We start from the raw sequence: 17,144 nt of genomic DNA, 5'->3' as shown, positions 1-17,144 counted from the left end.
TGGTGTTTATCTACATTTTACCTATCATCATTACAAGATAGATTACAACAAATATAGCAATTACTGCATAAAGAATTTTTCTTTGTTTTGCCATTTGTTTTTGTCTTGCTCTGTATTGTTCTTCACATTTATCAGAACAAAATGATTCAGATAAAGGTATAGGTTGTCCACATATTGCACAGTGTTTGTGAGCTTCTACTGCCATTTTTATTCAAATCTCCATTAATATTTTATTATTCTTAGTTTTTAATAACTGTTCCAATAGGTTCATTTAGTGCAGTTATAAGATTTTCAGGATTGTTACCATTTAAGATAATGGTTTTTATTGATGATCTTTTAATTATTTCAATTGCAGTTTTATCAATAAATTCATAAGTTCCTGCTTTTGTATCATTATCTGATACTACTTCCATAAGTTGATCTGCTGTAACTTCTGTAAACATTTTAGCATCATCAAATTTATTTGGATCTTTATCATAAAGACCATCTACACTTGTAGCATTAATAACAAGGTCAGCACCAACATATTCAGCAAGAATACTTCCTACTGCATCTGTACTGTGAGCAGGTTCTGTTCCACCCATTATAACTATTTTATTAGTAGCTGAGTATTCAAGAGCTTGTTGGAAGTTTGTAGGAATAGCTGGATATGCAATATCTTTAAGTGCACATTGTAACAGTCTTGCATTAATTCTTGTTACTTGAATTCCTATTTCATCACATATTGATTCTGTTTCTCCCATGTCTCGTACAACACTGATGTATTGGCGAGCAGGTTTTCCTCCACCAACTACAATGAAAATTTCATGTTCTTGATTTAATTGTCTTATTACTTCTGCATATTCTTCAAATCTTTTTGAATCATATTCTTTTAGAAGTATTGATCCACCAATTGTAATTACTATACGCATTAATACTCTTCTCCTAAAAAGTTATCTGTAATGTTTAAAATAAAATATTACTACTTTATTTTTTTACAGATTTCATATTATTATTATGTATCTTTTAAGTTACTTTTATAATTTAAAGTAATTTTAGAAAATAAATAAATATATTAAAATATAAATATAATGATAGTATAATTTAATAAAAAAATTTATAGGATTTTTTCAACTACATAAACACCCAACAGATAGCTTTTTGCTAGTAGAATAATAATTATTATAACTAGATAATTTTACATTTTTAAAATACAATATAAACTAAATCTTATATCATTAAAAAATAAACTATAAAAGAGGTACTATTAAATGACTGATGCATCTTCAAAAGAATTATATGAAGTTAAAAAGACTTTAAAAGAGCTTGAAAATAAGAAAGGTCGTGGAACAGAACTTGTAAGTGTATATATACCACCTGAAAAACAGATCAGTGATGTAGCAAAACATATGAGAGATGAACTAGGACAGAGTTCAAACATTAAAAGTAAACAGACAAAGAAAAATGTACAATCAGCAATTGAGGTAATTATTCAACGTCTAAAACTTTTCCCAAAACCACCTGAAAAAGGACTTGTAATGTTTGTAGGTATGATTCCAAGAGGTGGACCAGGAACAGAAAAAATGGAAACATACGTATTCCAGCCACCTGAACCTGTACAGACATATACTTACCACTGTGACAGTCAATTCTATATTGAACCACTTCGTCAAATTATTGAATATAAAGAAGTATATGGTGTAGTTGTACTTGATAGGAAAGAATCTACAATTGCAACACTCAGAGGTAAAAGAGTAGATATTGTAAAACACCTAACTAGTGGTGTACCTGGTAAGCATAAAGCTGGGGGTCAGTCACAAAGAAGGTTTGACCGTGTAATTGAACTTGCAGCTCACGAGTTCCTAAAACGTATTGGTTCATATGTTGATGAAGCATTCCTTCCACTTAAAGATGAACTTAAAGGTGTACTTGTTGGTGGTCCTGGACATACTAAAAATGACTTTGTAGAAGGAGATTATCTTAACTATGAAATTAATGATAAAATTATTAACATTGTAGATACATCCTATACTGGTGATTTTGGTATTCGTGAAGTTATTGATGAATCAGCAGATACTCTTGAAGAAATGGATATTATGAAAGAGAAAAAGTTAATGAAGAAATTCTTAACTGGTCTTATATCTGAAAATGGTCTTTCATCTTATGGTGAAAAAGAGATCAGAACAAATCTCCAGATGGGTGCTGTTGAAACACTTCTCATATCTGAAAATCTTAAAAGTAAAAGATTAACATATGAATGTGCTGCATGTGGAAATATGATGCAGAAAACTTTAAGACAACATCAAAAACAGGAAGAAGAACGTTGTTCTAATTGTAATGAAGTTATGAAAGTTGCAAAAGAACAAGAAACTGCAGAAGAATTAATTGAACTTGCCGAAGAAGTAAATACTCATGTTGAAGTTATTTCTGTTGAAACAGAAGAAGGTACTCAACTTGATAAAGCATTTGGTGGAATTGCAGGTATTCTAAGATACAAAGTAAAATAGACTTACTTACTACTTAACCCCCATATTATACACTTTTTTTTATTACTTTTTTTTGGAAAATAGACTATTAATATTATACATTAGTTGTATGTAGCTAAATTATTAAAAATAGAATTAATTAAATTAGGTAATTTATTTAGAAATAGTTGTTAAAATAAGTATAAAATTAAAAAAAATAATGAGCTAGATTAAAAGGTATTAATCTATAAGTTAACACCCATATCTAGTTGTTCTGTTAGTTCTTTATATCTGTTTCTGATTGTTACTTCAGTTACACCTGCAATATCTGCAACATCACGTTGTGTTTTTCTTTCACCAAGAATTACACTTGCAATGTATAGTGCTGCTGCTGCAACACCAGTAGGACCTCTACCACTAGTTAAACCTTGTTCCATTGCCTGGTTAATGATTTCAATAGCTTTAGATTGTACAACACCAGATAAGTTAAGTTCACTTGCAAAACGTGGAACATAATCAATTGGTGATGTAGGTGGAAGTCTTATGTTAAGTTCACGAGTTAGGAAACGGTATGTACGTCCAACTTCTTTTTTACTTACACGTGATACATCTGCAATTTCATCAAGAGTTCTTGGAACTTTACAACGTCTACATGCTGCATATAGTGATGCTGCAACTACACCTTCAATACTACGTCCACGGATAAGTTTGTTTTCCACAGCATTTCTGTATACAACAGATGCTGATTCACGTACTGATCTTGGAAGTCCAAGTCTTGAAGAGTCACGGTCAAGTTCACTGAGTGCAAATGCAAGGTTACGTTCTGTAGCTCCACTAATTCTTATTTTACGTTGCCATTTTCTTAGACGATACCACTGTGCACGGTTACGTGCTGGAATATCTCTACCATAGATATCTTTGTTTCTCCAGTCAATCATGGTAGATAGACCTTTATCGTGTATTGTGTATGTGATAGGAGCTCCAACCCTTGTTCTTTTATCTCTTTGTTCGTGGTCAAATGCTCTCCATTCAGGTCCCATATCAACGATATTATCATCAATTACAAGACCACATACTCCACATACAACTTCTCCACGTTCATGGTCGTTGATAAGTTTTGTTGAACCACATTCAGGACATTTTGTTTCCTTTTTCTCCATCTCTGCAACGTCTTCTTTCATCTGTTCTTTTTCTGTAAGACCAGTTGTATTGTCAAGTTCACGTTCAAGTTCTTCAGAGTCGGATGTGTCGATTTTAATGATCTCTTCTACATCAAGATCACTGTTACTCATAAGTTCAACATCTGAATCTTCAGGTATTATTACATCAGCATCACTCATTGGATCTGCTATGATCATATCTGAAAGTTCTGAATCTACAGTGCTGTCTGTATCATTTTTGTTATCAGTATCTGTATCTTGGAAGATTTCAAGAAGTGGGTTTGGTGCTTTTGGTTTTGCTTTTTTAGCTTTAGCTTTAGATTTTGTTTCTTTTTTCTCTTTTTTATCTTCGGTTTTCTTAGTTTTTCTTGGTCTTCCTGGTCCTCTTTTTGGTTTTGCTGGTTCATCGTCTTCTTTTTTAACTTTTCTTGGTCTTCCTGGTCCACGTTTAGGTTTTGTTGCATCTTTGGTTTTTTTGTTTTTACTTTTTGGAGGTCTTCCTGGTCCTCGTTTTTTAGGAGGTTCTTGTTTTTCAATGATAGTGGTGTGATGATGTTCTACTTCATCTTTTTCAGGTTCTTCTTTTTTAACCTTTCTTGGTCTTCCAGGTCCCCTTTTTGGTTTTGCTGGTTCATCATCTTTTTTGACTTTTCTAGGTCTTCCCGGACCTCGTTTTTTAGGTATTTTTGACTCTTTTTTAGGAATTGATTCTTTTTTAGTAGTAGTAGTTTTTGTTGTTGTTTCTTCGACTTCCTCTGCTTTTTTTGCTGCTTTTTCTGATTTTAGTGTTTTATGAGGTCTTCCATATCTTTTTTTCCTCTTTAGTATGCCTGCCGTTGTCTCATCCTCCTTCGTTTTTTATTTGTACTTAAGTATACTTCTTCTCCAACTTTGGCTTTTCTGAATTTTGGACTTGTTTTTATTGAGATATAAGGCTTTTTTGTTGATCCTATGATATCATTGATTTTTCCAATGGGTTTTTTCTGTTTATTTACTATTATTGAACCAATTTTTGGAGTTATTTTTGATGGTACAATCAACTTGTTTGTACTAGTTTTATGTGATATTGTACCTAGTTGTTTCATTTTCTGTTTTTTATTGGATTTTTTATTGGACATTTTAATCCTAATCCTAGTTTTTAGTATTTCTATAGTTGGATTTTTTTTATAATCTTTTTATTAATAAAATAAATAATTTCTAAATTTAGTATTCATAGTTTAAGTTTGATGTTAATTGTAACTTTTGTTTGTAAAATTAGTATTTATTGTAATTTGGAGGTAATTTTCAACTCTTTCATGTTTTTTGATTTAATGTATATTGGTGGCTATTTATTTTTATTTTAATTGATTATTTTTTTTAACTATAGTTATTATTTCAAATAGTTTTTTTTGTTATTGTATAATGTTTTATTTATACTTAATTATAATGCTAATTAATACTATATTTGTTGTTATATTTATACTTTTAGGTACCTTTATATAGTATCATTAAATAAATAATGATAAAATAATATTAATTTATATTTAAAAATCTTAAAAAAAGCAATAAAAAAATAAGACATCTTAAAAAAAGATAAAAAAAGAAAAATGAAGAGGATTTCTATAAATTAAGAATTTCATCAAGTTGCTGACCTTTCTTAATTTTAGCAAAACAATCATCTTCAAATTTCTTAATATTGTTAACTTCAGCAAGAACCTCATCAACTTTATCTTGAGGTATAACAACTACACCATCACAATCTGCAAATACAACATCACCAGTTTTAATGATCTTATCATTAATAAATAAATCAGATCCAATAGCTCCCTCATTAAGAGCAAAACCAGCATTAGAACGTGTAATTTTTGAAAATACAGGATAATCAAGTTCTATAATTTCATTTGTATCACGTGATGCACCACAAATAATGGTACCTTTAAGACCATGAAGTTTTGCAGCAGTAGATGCCATTTCACCCCATACAGCTTTGGTATCATCTGAACATTTAACAAAAAGAATTTCATCTTCATTACATGCATAAATTGCCTTAATTAATGTACCCCAATCACCAGAATCTGTAATTGCAGTTCTAATTCTTCCAACAATTTTATAAGATGAGCTGATAGGTTTAATACCTTCAACTACTCCATTTGTTTTATAAAGATTTTTCATTGCATCTGAAACATTATCTGTTGATGACATTTCAGCAAGATTATCAAGAGTAATTTTCTTTTCTTCTTTACCATTAAGATTATGTTTTAAAAGATTTTTTGGTGTTATTTTTGCCATTTTATTTCATCTCTATATACTAAAAAAAAATAATATCAATATAAATTAAAATTAATTCAGTTTTAAAAAAAAATAAAAAAAAATAATAAAAAAAATTAAGTTAAATAATTTTTTTTTGGAAGTTAAATTCCTTTGGGTTGATTAACAATTTAAAGTTCTAGTCTTGGTGAGTTGTAACTTCTTCAACAAGTCTACGTCCTGCAACAACTTCATCAACACTGTGGATTGAAGCACCATATTTTTCTACAGCTTCTTTGATCTTTTCATAGTTAAGATCGCTTCCTTCCATTGTTACTTTAACATTTTCTGTATCTTTGTCAATTTCTATTAAAGTTATATTTACACCATCTACACCATCAAGATCACTAAGATACATAGCAAATGATGGTATTGCAGGTAGGTGGGGTTTAAGTATATCTAAAACAACCCTTATTAATGAATTTTTCATTTTGAATAAATTCCTCCGATTTATATCATCAATTTATATTATATTGTTTTATATCTCATATAACTTATATTTATACTACTTTTTATTTTGTCCATAAAATTTTCTAATTTTTATAAAAGTTAAAATAATATATATTAAAATACAAACTTAGAAAATGTATTAAATAAAATTTAAAAATACTAACTTAAATTAAAAATAATACTTAAAATAAAATTCTTAAATTTCAAATAAGAAATTAAGAAATTTTTATAATATTTAATATCTAATAATGTTTCATTAAATATAAATTTTAATCATCAAAACATCTTAATTTAGTAAATAACATTTTTTTATTAATTTAGAATACAATTGCTTGATTAAAATATGAAATTATATAATAATAAATCAGAAATTTTTATCTTTAAAACTAATAAAAAAAATATAACAAAAGGCGATTCAATGACACATAAAAATGCCAAATATTTCAGTGATGAAGATTATTATTATATGGTTAAAGATGAAATTACAACAACAAAATACTTAATTCACTCACAAATCAATGCAAAAGGATTTGTAGAAAAACCAGATGTTGTTGGAGCAATATTTGGACAAACAGAAGGTTTACTCTCAGACAGCCTAGATCTACGAGAACTACAAAAAACAGGTAGAATTGGAAGAATTAAAGTAGATATGACAAATAAGGATGGACGAACAAAAGGTGAAGTTGTTATACCATCAAGTCTTGACAGAATTGAAACAACAATTCTTGCAGCATCACTTGAAACAATCAACAGAGTTGGACCATGTGAAGCAAATCTCAGAGTTACAAAAATAGAAGATGTACGTGCTGTTAAAAGACGAACAATAGTAGAACGTGCAAAGGAATTATATCAAAATATGATGGAAGACTTTACACCAGAAAGTTCTAGAATGATTGAAGAGGTAAAAGAATCAATAAGAATACCTGAAATTATAGAATTTGGTGAAGATAAACTTCCAGCAGGACCAAATACTCCTGATTCTGATGCAATACTTATTGTTGAAGGAAGATCAGATGTACTTAATCTTCTAAAATATGGTATAAAAAATACAATAGCAGTAGAGGGAGTTAATATTCCAAAAACTGTTGTTGAACTTACAAAAGACAAAACAGTAACAGCATTCCTTGATGGAGATCGTGGTGGAGATTTAATACTTAAAGAGCTTCTACAAGTTGGAAATATTGACTATGTAACACGAGCACCAAGAGGTCAGGAAGTTGAATATCTTGATAAAGATCAAGTAATACATGCTCTTAAAAATAAGACCTCAGTTGATAAACTAAAAAATCAACTAAATTACAATCCAAACCATAATGGTCATTACAGATACACAAAACAAGTTCCAAAAGAAGCAAAAGTTAATGAAGTAAAACATCATCCATCAAATGATTACAGATCAGATGACAAACAACCATTTAAACCAAAAAGTCCAAAGACATATGTTAAATTTGAAACAACAATTGAAGATGACTATCAACCAAAACAGCCAAAAAAATCAACAAAAAACATAACAACACAAAAACCACAAAAACAGCAACAAAAACAACAAGAAAAACAACATAATAAAAATCAGCAAAAACAGGAACAACAACCACAAAAAGAAGAAGCAAAACCTGAAAAGAAACCTAAAAAACTAAACAAGTATCAAAAACAGTTACAACAATTGGCAAAAACAAATATGGGAAAATTATTTGATGAAAACTTTAATGTTATCAAAGAAATTCCAGTTGAAAAAATCTACAATGAAATAAAAGATACAGATAATATAAAAACTGTTATCTTTGATGGAATTATAAGTCAAAGATTAGTTGATCTTGCAAAAGAAAAAAATATAGAACAACTAGCAGCAGTTAAAATGAGTGAAGTTGTAAAAAAACCTGAAACCATTAAGATTATAACAAAAAATAATAATCTTTAAATTTAATAAGAATTTGGGAAGATTAGATTCTTTCCCATTTTTTTTATTTTTATTAGAATTTAAGATAATTGATAAAATAGAAAATTTTTTTTTATAAAATAAATTAGATGAGTAATGAGAAAAATGAATAATGAAGAAGTTCAAGATCTGGATTTTGAAGATCTTATGGATGATTATATAGTAGATTTAGATATACAGAACTATTCATCAAATACTCTTAAAACATACTCCTCAATACTTATAAATTTCAATAGATACATGGAATCACAAAAACAAATCAAGTCAGAAAAAGACATTTTAAGAACTTTTAAAAAGTATATTCAACACCTTAAACGTGACAATGAAGTATCACAAAACTACTTATATCTTATAACAGTGATAATTAAGAAGTTTTTAAATTACTGTGAAATTGATATAGCAGATGAAATTAAGATTCCAAAAAGAACAAAATCACTACCAAAATCACTATCTGAAGAGCAAGTATATAGACTTATACATGCAAAAGATGATGAATATGACCCTACAAAATCAAATCCACGAAACATAACAAAGCTAAGAAATAAGTTAATATTAACATTACTATATTCAACTGGTCTTAGGATATCTGAACTTATAAAACTTAAAATTGCAGATATTGATGAAACTGATCGTACAATACGTATCCGTGGTAAAGGTGAAAAAGATAGAATTGTAATATTTGACAATGATACTCTTGATTTAATTCATGAATATCTTGATAAAAGAGGCTCTGATAATGAGTTATTATTTATAAATCAGAAAGATCATATGCTTACACCACGTTATGTGCAGTTTATGATTAAAGATTATGCAAAAAAGGCAGGTATTACAAAGAAAGTTACACCTCACATTCTAAGACATTCATTTGCAACACACCTTCTTAAAAATGGTGTAGATATACGTGCAATACAACAACTACTAGGACATAGTAATCTTAATACAACACAGATCTATACAAGTGTTGATATGAACACACTTAAAGATGCATACGATGATGCATGGCTAAATAAAGATATTAAAATTAAGAAATTACAAGAAATAAATTCAGAATAAAATGGATTTGATGTATTAAAACTAATTTTATTATCCTCTATTTTTTTTCTATTTTTATATTAAATTTTTATTTTAAAATAAGTATTTAAATTCTTTTTTTTGGAGATTAAATTGATTTAAGGATATTTTTCTAAATTAAAAAAATAAAAAAAAGGTTAAGAGAATAAAAATGTTTCTTATTCTTCTTTTGGTAAAATTGAAGTTGAAATTCCTGATGCAAGAAGTACTTTAAGTGTATCTCCAAATACAAATGGAACTACTCCTGCAAGTAATAGTTGTCCTAATGATACAACTGCCATTTTTTGACTCATGAACATGTATAATCCTATAAGTCCTGGGATGTATATAAATACCCAGTTAGCAATTAACATTACAAGAACTGTTTGCATAGGTTTTCTTGCACTTGAATATGTATCAAATACATATCCTGTGAATGCTGCTGCGAATATAAATCCAAAGATGTATCCTCCACTAGCAGTTAATATTCCTTCTATTCCACCGTGCATGTTTGTAAACCATGGTACTCCAGCTACACCTAATACTAGGTATAAAAGCATACTAAATACACCGTATTTTTTACCAAGCATTGTACCTGCCATTAATGCAGCAAATGTTTGGAATGTAATTAATACTGGACTCCAAGGTACAGTTATAGCTACTTGTGCCATTATTCCTGTAAAACATGCAAATACAAATGATAGTGCAACCATTGTTGCTGTACTAGCATTGTTTCTCCAATCATACCATGAATTTTGTACTTCATGAAGTTTATTTACATTGATAAACATTGTTATCCTCCTTTGAGTTTATAATATATTAATATTTATGTTGTAATTTTTATATAAAATTGCATTATATTTATTTGATTTATCTAATATTTAAAAATAATGTATAGTTGATGATATAATTAAATTAAGTTTATTGTTTTATATTTGATATATAAAAAAGGTAAATTATATTAACTAAGCTAAATAGAAATAATACCATATACTATTTGTATAACAATTTATTTTTTTATACAATATTGAATTTTTTTAAAACCTAGTCATATAAACACTTATAATTGTGTTAGATGACAGGATGAATAATAAATTTTTATTAAATACTAAATAAATAATAGATATTAATTTTTTAGAGGGAAATTTAATGGCAACAAAAGTAGCAGAAATTAAAACATTAAAACAAGGAAAATACTTAGTATTAGATGGAGAAGCTTCCAAAATCACAAGTATTTCAACATCATCACCTGGTAAACACGGAGCAGCTAAAGCACGTATTGAAGCTGTAGGTATCTTTGATAACCAAAAAAGAAGTCTTGTAAAACCAGTAAACGCTAAAATCGACATACCTATCATTGATAAAAGAGTAGGACAAGTTTTAGCAATTATGGGTCAAGAAGTTCAACTCATGGACTTAGAAACATACGAAACAATCGACTTACCTATACCTGAAGAACTCAAAGATGAAATTACAGAAGGTAGAGAAGTAGAATACATCGAAGCTCTCGGAAACATGAAAATCATGAGAACAAAAGGAGGAAACTAAGTAAGTTTCTTTTCTTTTATTTTTTTTCTTTTTAATCTCCACTAAATTTAGATATAAATTGTTAAATTTTACTTATTTTAGAAATAGAATTTTTTATTAGCCTCAATTAGTCTATAAGACATGTTGATGTTTAATTATTTTTGATTAGATTTTAATTTATCATAATTTTTTATTATAATTTATTGCTTATAAAACATTATTTTATATATTATGAATTATAGAAATATAATTTAGTTAATTAGCTATAACTAGGAATGAATATTGTATTTAAAATTTTATAAGAAAAATTCAAAGTTAAATGAATATATAGTATATCTTTCAAAATTTTTTTTTAAGATAACATAATTCTTAAAAGGTGTTAAATTTTTTGAAAAGATTAAATAAGTATTTTATAAAGTATTAAATACTTCCAAATACTCATTTCTGATGTAATATAATCTATAAAGGGGTAATTCTACACACAATAATACCTGAGCTTACATGGATTATGTCATTAGTAGCTAGTTATAAAAAAAATAAGATAGAAATATATGATTTCTATTATACTACATAACTTTTTTTTACCTTTTTTATTTACTATTTTTATTAAATTTTTAAAAAATAATAACTTGTTTTAAAATAAGAATTTCATATTAATAAAAAGAATTTGGTGGTGAAGGGTGTGAAAATAGAATCTATTCATCACGTGGTCCCATATAAATAACTGGAAGTTGAACTTCAGTTCTTGTTTCTTCAACTGGTGTATCTTCATCTGCTGGTATGTAAATTTCAGTAATAGGACCTACAATATCATACTGATTTTCAATTGAAAATTCTACCATTGCCTTAATTGTTTTATCAAAGTTTTTATGTGAACCTACATGGTATGCAGAGATAACTGTATGTTCTGCAACTTCTTTAAGACCAAGTTTTCCAAGACGAAGTGCAGGTTTTCCACCCATATCATACTTAACAGGCATTCCTATTTCAAACATCTGTGTAGTTTCAGCACGTTCTTCCATATCATTTTCATAAGATCCATATGGGAATCCTACAGCTTCCATATTATTTTCAGCAATAAGTTCTCCAACTTCACGTATAAATTCTGGTAACTTAGAAAAACTATCAGTGTGTGGTACATATGCTACTTTTTGATCTGGTATTTTTTTTACTACTACTTCAATATCAGCCATAATATTCAATAACTCCATTAATTTTATTTTTTTTTTGTGAAAAATATTATATTGTAAAATATTTTTTAATTTATTTTATTTTCATTGTATTATAAATTCTACAATTATGATATATTTTTTTTATTATTAATATAAATTGAAGTAATATTAATTAGACAATTTAAAATTTCATTATGCATTTAATTACTAAAAATATAATAAATATAATCATTAAATTAATTAATTTTTTTTTATGGGCTTGATTAAATATGATGCAAATTCCAATAAATAACAATCCAGAATATGAAGTTTCACATCTAGGATTTGGGGCAATGAGACTTCCAACAAAAAATGGGCGAATAGATAAAATACGGGCAAATGAACTGCTAAATTATGCAATAGATAATGGAATAAACTACATTGACACAGCATATATCTATCATAATGGTGAGTGTGAAAGCTTTCTAAAGGATATCTTAAATAAAAGACGAAGTGATATTTATATTTCAACAAAACTTCCTGTAATGTTTGTTAAAAGTAAGGAGGATTTAAGAGATTTTCTTGAAAAACAACTTCAAAAACTAGGTGTTGAATGTATTGACTTTTATTATCTTCATTCACTAAATCTTGACCAGTTTAATAAACTTAAAGAGTATGGTATCTTTGAATTTCTTGATGAAATAAAAGCTGAGGGAAAAGTTAAAAATGTAGGATTTTCATTCCATGATAATTTCAATTCATTTAAAACTATAGCAGATAGCTACAAATGGGATATGTGTCTTTTGCAATATAACTTCATTGATATTGATACACAAGCAGGAATTCGTGGAATAAGATATGCATATGAAAAAGGTATTAATGTATTTGTTATGGAACCATTAAAAGGTGGACTTCTATCTGATAATGTGCCAGGTAAGGTTGCAAGTGTAATGGATGATGAAAATATCACAGATTCACCTGCAAGATGGGCATTAAAATGGTTATTTAATCAAAAAGAAATAACATGTATACTCTCTGGTATGAATACAATTGATCAAATCACAGATAATATTAAAACAGCAACAGATACACAGATTAACTCAATAAGTGATACTGAATTAGAAGTATATGATAAAATTAAATCCATCTATGATGATCTTATAAAGATTCCATGTACTTCATGTCGTTATTGTATGGCATGTCCTCATGGTGTTGATATACCAGAATGTTTTAAATGCTATAATGATAAGATGATATTTAATCGTGGAAGTGGAACATATATGGTTCAATTGTCAGGACTTTCAGGTGGAAGTGGATCATATGCAAGTAAATGTGTAGAATGTGGTGTGTGTATAAGTAAATGTCCACAACATATTGATATTCCAAATGAACTAAAAACAGTCACAAAGGAAATGGAAATGCCAGGATTTAAGTATTTAATGAAATTTGTTGAAGTTATTGGAAAACCAGTATATAAGTTTCTTACAACACACAGCTAAATTATCCACCCCTTATTTTCATCTTACCTCCCTTTTTTTTGTAAAAAATTATAATTTTATTTAAACTTTTAAACATCCTCTATATCTAATAGTTGATAAGAAAATTTTTTATTATTTTTTTTCATGTTTTTTGTGTTTTCTTATTATTTAAATTAATAAAAAAATTAAAGGGAGGATTGCATATTATGAAGATGAGACATGTTTTCATATTTATTTTAGTTGTTTTATTTTTCATGACATCTGTATATGCTCAAAATCAGACACAAATAGATGATGATATAGTATCTAGTGATATAACACCAACAACTCCAGAAACCACACAAACTACTACTACAGTAACTAATAATGATGCAGTTGATGAAAAACTAGATGAAAGTAAAACTAAATCAGTAGAAGTTAAAAATGAAGATAAGATGGCATACAAGATTTTAAAATCAAATAGTAGTACTGAGCAATTAAATCTTACATGTGATAATGCAACATGTTATATTGGAGAAGTAATAACTATTCGATACTATATCCTGCAAGATGATGTGGATGATGGTCTTGTTTTTGCATATATTAATGGATTAATATGTGATGTTAAAGATTTAAAACAAACAAAAGATAACATATTAACTCTTGATACCAGAGGTTTTAGTGCAGTAAATCATACAATTGAAGTTGAATATGTAAAAGGATCAAAATATAAAGATACAAAAGCAACATCAACACTTGAAATAAAAAAGTATCCCTCATCTGTTGAAAATCTTAACATGACATTTAATGATGAAAATGAAATAGATTTACAATTTAATATTATGGCAAATAATACCTACATAGAATCAGGAGAAGTTATACTACAATGTGAGGATATTGAGATAAAAAGAGTAAACATTACAAATTCAGATATTTATGTGACAATACCTGCAATTTATAACACAGAAATTATAGAATTTAGACATCCTGGAAATAAGACTGTTGCAGCTTTAAATTCATCACAACTAATCAATATTCCAAAATATAGAACATCATTATATATGCCACATATACGTGGATATCATGGAGATATGATTAATATAACAGCCACATTTAATACAAACAGACGTATTGATGATGGATATTTAAATATCTATGTTGATGGTATGCTAATTAAAACAGAAGATGTAAAAAGTAATGAGGTGGATTTAAGTTTTAATTTATCAGAATATGTAAAATCAAACTACAATATAACAGCCATATATGATGGAAGCTTAATTTATAATAAAACAAGCTATAATACAACATTAACTGTAAATAAGATCAATACAACAATCTATAGTCGTAATATTTCAAGTTATAGAAATGAAGATGTTAATATTACAGCAACAATCTACAACTTTATAGATACAACAAACGATGGAATGGTAGAATTCATACTTGATAATGAAAGTATTTCAACATTAAATATTAACAATTCAAAAGTAGAACTAAAATACTATATTCCTGATGATATAAGCTATGGTGTGCATGATGTTATGATAATCTATCATGGAACACAACGATATGAATCAACTAATGTATCAGTTGTATTGGATGTTATAAAACATCAGCTGCATGGCTATATTACAAATATGTCACTTACAGATAGTGGTAATATTTCATTTGATATCATATTTTCAAGTTATAATCAAAATATTACAGATGGAAATATTAAAGTTTATGTTAATGAAAGTTATGTGATGGATTTAGATGTAGTTTCAAATAGGACAAATGTAGTACTGCCTGGTAGTTTTGTTGCAGGTGAGTGTTTTAATGTTCAAGTTGAATATTATAATTCATCAGTATTTAGTGATTTTGTTTTAAATGAAAAAATCAACATATCCAAGGTTAACACAACCCTAAAAATATCAAAATACCTAACAAATAAAAATATACTTAACATAATAACCTATATTTATTCAAAAGATTACATGAATATAACAAGTGGAAGTCTTGAAATTTCACTAAATGAAACCATCATATGTGTATCGGATGTAAATAATTTACCAAAAACACTAGAATATGATATGACAAACCAGGAAATTGGAAACTATACAATCAAAGTAAAATACACAGGAAATGAAAAATATGCACCATCAGAGAATATAACAACATTCCAATACATACCACGACAAACACAACTAACAATAAAACTAAACAACACAATAACAACCACACCAAATAAAAACATAACACTTGATGCAACACTAACAAACTACAATGAAAAAATAAACCTAACAATACCTGCAACAATAAAAATAGCAGATACAACATATGATACACAATTTAGTGATGGAAAACTAAACTACACATTAACTATAGGAGATATGGATGATCAAAACATCACAATAACAATAACAACAAATCAAACACCATACTACACACAGGCAACACGTAACATAACACTAAAAATACAAAGAAATACAACATACATCACAGCACCAAGACAAATAACAGCCCTAAAACTAACACAAATTATACTAAATACAACACTAAATTCAAATAAAGAAAAACTAGAAGCAATAATACCAGCAGTAGTTAAGATAAATGACAAAACAATACTACATACAAACTACACAGATGGTAAATGTAATATAATAATACCACTAACAAATCTAATAGGAGATAACTATAAAATAACAATAAAAACACGACAAACACCACACCACAAACAAGCAGTATGTAACATCAACCTAACATTAAATAAAAGAGCAACATACATAATTTCTGAAAATATCAACTCAAAGTGTGGAGAAGCAGTAATAATAAATGCAACAGTATATGATCAGATAACAAACAAGCCAATAGAGAAAATAGTAAATGTAGCAATAAAAATCAACAATAAAACACACCATAAAAATACCACACAAAAAGCACACATACTCTATCAATACAAAAATAACCATGAAAACACATACAACATAACACTAATAAGTGGAGAAAACAGCATCTATAAAATGTCAACATGGAATGGAAAACTACAATATCAAAGATCACAACTCATGATACAAACAACAAACATAAAAACCACACCAAATAATAAGATAAACATCTATGCAAGAATTCTAAAAGGTAACAAATTAGTAAATACAACAGTAAATGTTACAATTAAGATAAATAATAAAACAATAACAACACAACAAATAAAAAATGGAATAATAAACTACACATATGATTTAATGGGAAAATATCCAGCAAATATCCATAACATTACAATAGTAGCAGGAGATGATGCACTTCACAATAAAAGTATGGTAACATCAAATCTTATCATAGAAAAAGAGTATGTGAAAATTAAGATGAACTACACAATAGATGGTCAGAAACTTAAAATAAAAGCACAACTAGTAAATTTAGATATGAATCCATTAAATATTGATAAAATAAAAGTTAACATAAAAATAGCATCAAAAACAATAACAACACAACAAATAAACACATCATACATGCTCTATGAATATGATATTTCAAACTTCAATAAAAGATACTATGAAATGCTAATCCAGACATCAGAAACATCAATATATCATCATTCAACACAATATAATATGATAAAAATATGAAAAATATATTCTCCTCCAATTTATCTTTTTTTTAGAAATTCTGAGTTAAATATAAAAAAAATAAAAAAAGTAAGGGGG

The 17,144-nt window shown here is 27.6% G+C and carries 15 protein-coding genes; 7 read left to right on the top strand and 8 right to left on the bottom strand.

Going from position 1 to position 17,144, the window contains the following annotated elements:
* Nucleotides 1-10 precede the first annotated feature (10 nt).
* On the bottom strand, nucleotides 11-205 hold the full coding sequence (locus tag MRZ80_RS05220; protein WP_292536873.1) for a DUF2116 family Zn-ribbon domain-containing protein: 195 nt from the start codon (nucleotides 203-205) through the stop codon (nucleotides 11-13).
* 34 nt (nucleotides 206-239) lie between these two features.
* Nucleotides 240-911 (bottom strand): UMP kinase, encoded by a 672-nt coding sequence (gene pyrH / locus MRZ80_RS05215; RefSeq protein WP_292536870.1) that lies wholly within the window; start codon nucleotides 909-911, stop codon nucleotides 240-242.
* A 339-nt stretch (nucleotides 912-1,250) separates the two neighbouring features.
* Here pyrH and prf1 point away from each other — a divergent pair, with 339 nt between their 5' ends.
* The gene (prf1, locus tag MRZ80_RS05210; protein ID WP_292536867.1) at nucleotides 1,251-2,486 is read left to right on the top strand and encodes a peptide chain release factor aRF-1; all 1,236 of its coding nucleotides are present in this window, start codon (nucleotides 1,251-1,253) and stop codon (nucleotides 2,484-2,486) included.
* A gap of 203 nt (nucleotides 2,487-2,689) precedes the next feature.
* On the opposite strand, the gene MRZ80_RS05205 is transcribed toward prf1, so the two are convergent.
* Nucleotides 2,690-3,625 carry a transcription initiation factor IIB gene (locus MRZ80_RS05205; RefSeq protein WP_292536959.1) on the bottom strand — a complete coding sequence of 312 codons (936 nt, stop codon included), beginning with the start codon at nucleotides 3,623-3,625 and terminating at the stop codon, nucleotides 2,690-2,692.
* 169 nt (nucleotides 3,626-3,794) lie between these two features.
* Between MRZ80_RS05205 and MRZ80_RS05200 the strand changes: the two genes are divergently transcribed.
* The gene (locus MRZ80_RS05200) at nucleotides 3,795-4,154 is read left to right on the top strand and encodes a hypothetical protein (protein ID WP_292536865.1); all 360 of its coding nucleotides are present in this window, start codon (nucleotides 3,795-3,797) and stop codon (nucleotides 4,152-4,154) included.
* 271 nt (nucleotides 4,155-4,425) lie between these two features.
* Here MRZ80_RS05200 and MRZ80_RS05195 read toward each other — a convergent pair whose 3' ends face one another.
* The 3 genes from MRZ80_RS05195 to MRZ80_RS05185 all read right to left on the bottom strand — a co-directional run bounded on the left by MRZ80_RS05195 (nucleotide 4,426) and on the right by MRZ80_RS05185 (nucleotide 6,320).
* Nucleotides 4,426-4,722 carry a Gar1/Naf1 family protein gene (locus MRZ80_RS05195; RefSeq protein WP_292536862.1) on the bottom strand — a complete coding sequence of 99 codons (297 nt, stop codon included), beginning with the start codon at nucleotides 4,720-4,722 and terminating at the stop codon, nucleotides 4,426-4,428.
* 481 nt (nucleotides 4,723-5,203) lie between these two features.
* Nucleotides 5,204-5,872 carry an RraA family protein gene (locus MRZ80_RS05190; RefSeq protein ID WP_292536859.1) on the bottom strand — a complete coding sequence of 223 codons (669 nt, stop codon included), beginning with the start codon at nucleotides 5,870-5,872 and terminating at the stop codon, nucleotides 5,204-5,206.
* A 157-nt stretch (nucleotides 5,873-6,029) separates the two neighbouring features.
* Nucleotides 6,030-6,320, bottom strand: coding sequence for a DUF211 domain-containing protein (locus MRZ80_RS05185; protein WP_292536855.1), 291 nt, complete (start codon nucleotides 6,318-6,320; stop codon nucleotides 6,030-6,032).
* Between the two features lie 486 nt (nucleotides 6,321-6,806).
* On the opposite strand from MRZ80_RS05185, the gene dnaG reads away from it, so the two are divergent.
* Both dnaG and xerA read left to right on the top strand, forming a co-directional pair.
* Nucleotides 6,807-8,258, top strand: coding sequence for a DNA primase DnaG (dnaG, locus tag MRZ80_RS05180; protein ID WP_292536957.1), 1,452 nt, complete (start codon nucleotides 6,807-6,809; stop codon nucleotides 8,256-8,258).
* Between the two features lie 123 nt (nucleotides 8,259-8,381).
* Complete coding sequence (gene xerA, locus MRZ80_RS05175; protein WP_292536852.1) at nucleotides 8,382-9,329, top strand: site-specific tyrosine recombinase/integron integrase; 948 nt, start codon at nucleotides 8,382-8,384, stop codon at nucleotides 9,327-9,329.
* 176 nt (nucleotides 9,330-9,505) lie between these two features.
* Here xerA and MRZ80_RS05170 read toward each other — a convergent pair whose 3' ends face one another.
* Nucleotides 9,506-10,117, bottom strand: coding sequence for a biotin transporter BioY (locus tag MRZ80_RS05170; RefSeq protein ID WP_292536849.1), 612 nt, complete (start codon nucleotides 10,115-10,117; stop codon nucleotides 9,506-9,508).
* A gap of 358 nt (nucleotides 10,118-10,475) precedes the next feature.
* On the opposite strand from MRZ80_RS05170, the gene MRZ80_RS05165 reads away from it, so the two are divergent.
* Entirely contained in the window at nucleotides 10,476-10,874 is a 399-nt protein-coding gene (locus MRZ80_RS05165; RefSeq protein ID WP_292536846.1) for a translation initiation factor IF-5A, read from the top strand.
* A 674-nt stretch (nucleotides 10,875-11,548) separates the two neighbouring features.
* On the opposite strand, the gene MRZ80_RS05160 is transcribed toward MRZ80_RS05165, so the two are convergent.
* On the bottom strand, nucleotides 11,549-12,046 hold the full coding sequence (locus MRZ80_RS05160) for a GyrI-like domain-containing protein (protein ID WP_292536844.1): 498 nt from the start codon (nucleotides 12,044-12,046) through the stop codon (nucleotides 11,549-11,551).
* 248 nt (nucleotides 12,047-12,294) lie between these two features.
* Here MRZ80_RS05160 and MRZ80_RS05155 point away from each other — a divergent pair, with 248 nt between their 5' ends.
* On the top strand, nucleotides 12,295-13,503 hold the full coding sequence (locus tag MRZ80_RS05155; RefSeq protein ID WP_292536841.1) for an aldo/keto reductase: 1,209 nt from the start codon (nucleotides 12,295-12,297) through the stop codon (nucleotides 13,501-13,503).
* 185 nt (nucleotides 13,504-13,688) lie between these two features.
* On the top strand, nucleotides 13,689-17,066 hold the full coding sequence (locus MRZ80_RS05150) for a hypothetical protein (RefSeq protein WP_292536839.1): 3,378 nt from the start codon (nucleotides 13,689-13,691) through the stop codon (nucleotides 17,064-17,066).
* The last annotated feature ends 78 nt before the right edge of the window (nucleotides 17,067-17,144 follow it).

Origin of the sequence: Methanosphaera sp., assembly GCF_022768985.1 — an archaeon.
Classification (GTDB): domain Archaea; phylum Methanobacteriota; class Methanobacteria; order Methanobacteriales; family Methanobacteriaceae; genus Methanosphaera.
Note: the sequence above shows the minus strand (reverse complement) of the source record. Positions and strands in the feature narration are given on the sequence as shown.

Excerpts from the sequence above, each read along its gene's own strand:
- MRZ80_RS05190 (WP_292536859.1), bottom strand. The coding sequence starts at position 5,872 with ATGGCAAAAATAACACCAAAAAATCTTTTAAAACATAATCTTAATGGT.
- MRZ80_RS05155 (WP_292536841.1), top strand. The coding sequence starts at position 12,295 with ATGATGCAAATTCCAATAAATAACAATCCAGAATATGAAGTTTCACAT.
- MRZ80_RS05220 (WP_292536873.1), bottom strand. The coding sequence starts at position 205 with ATGGCAGTAGAAGCTCACAAACACTGTGCAATATGTGGACAACCTATA.
- MRZ80_RS05170 (WP_292536849.1), bottom strand. The coding sequence starts at position 10,117 with ATGTTTATCAATGTAAATAAACTTCATGAAGTACAAAATTCATGGTAT.
- pyrH (WP_292536870.1), bottom strand. The coding sequence starts at position 911 with ATGCGTATAGTAATTACAATTGGTGGATCAATACTTCTAAAAGAATAT.
- MRZ80_RS05165 (WP_292536846.1), top strand. The coding sequence starts at position 10,476 with ATGGCAACAAAAGTAGCAGAAATTAAAACATTAAAACAAGGAAAATAC.
- MRZ80_RS05205 (WP_292536959.1), bottom strand. The coding sequence starts at position 3,625 with ATGAAAGAAGACGTTGCAGAGATGGAGAAAAAGGAAACAAAATGTCCT.
- dnaG (WP_292536957.1), top strand. The coding sequence starts at position 6,807 with ATGGTTAAAGATGAAATTACAACAACAAAATACTTAATTCACTCACAA.
- MRZ80_RS05200 (WP_292536865.1), top strand. The coding sequence starts at position 3,795 with ATGATCATATCTGAAAGTTCTGAATCTACAGTGCTGTCTGTATCATTT.
- MRZ80_RS05195 (WP_292536862.1), bottom strand. The coding sequence starts at position 4,722 with ATGTCCAATAAAAAATCCAATAAAAAACAGAAAATGAAACAACTAGGT.
- MRZ80_RS05185 (WP_292536855.1), bottom strand. The coding sequence starts at position 6,320 with ATGAAAAATTCATTAATAAGGGTTGTTTTAGATATACTTAAACCCCAC.
- MRZ80_RS05150 (WP_292536839.1), top strand. The coding sequence starts at position 13,689 with ATGAAGATGAGACATGTTTTCATATTTATTTTAGTTGTTTTATTTTTC.
- xerA (WP_292536852.1), top strand. The coding sequence starts at position 8,382 with ATGAATAATGAAGAAGTTCAAGATCTGGATTTTGAAGATCTTATGGAT.
- prf1 (WP_292536867.1), top strand. The coding sequence starts at position 1,251 with ATGACTGATGCATCTTCAAAAGAATTATATGAAGTTAAAAAGACTTTA.
- MRZ80_RS05160 (WP_292536844.1), bottom strand. The coding sequence starts at position 12,046 with ATGGCTGATATTGAAGTAGTAGTAAAAAAAATACCAGATCAAAAAGTA.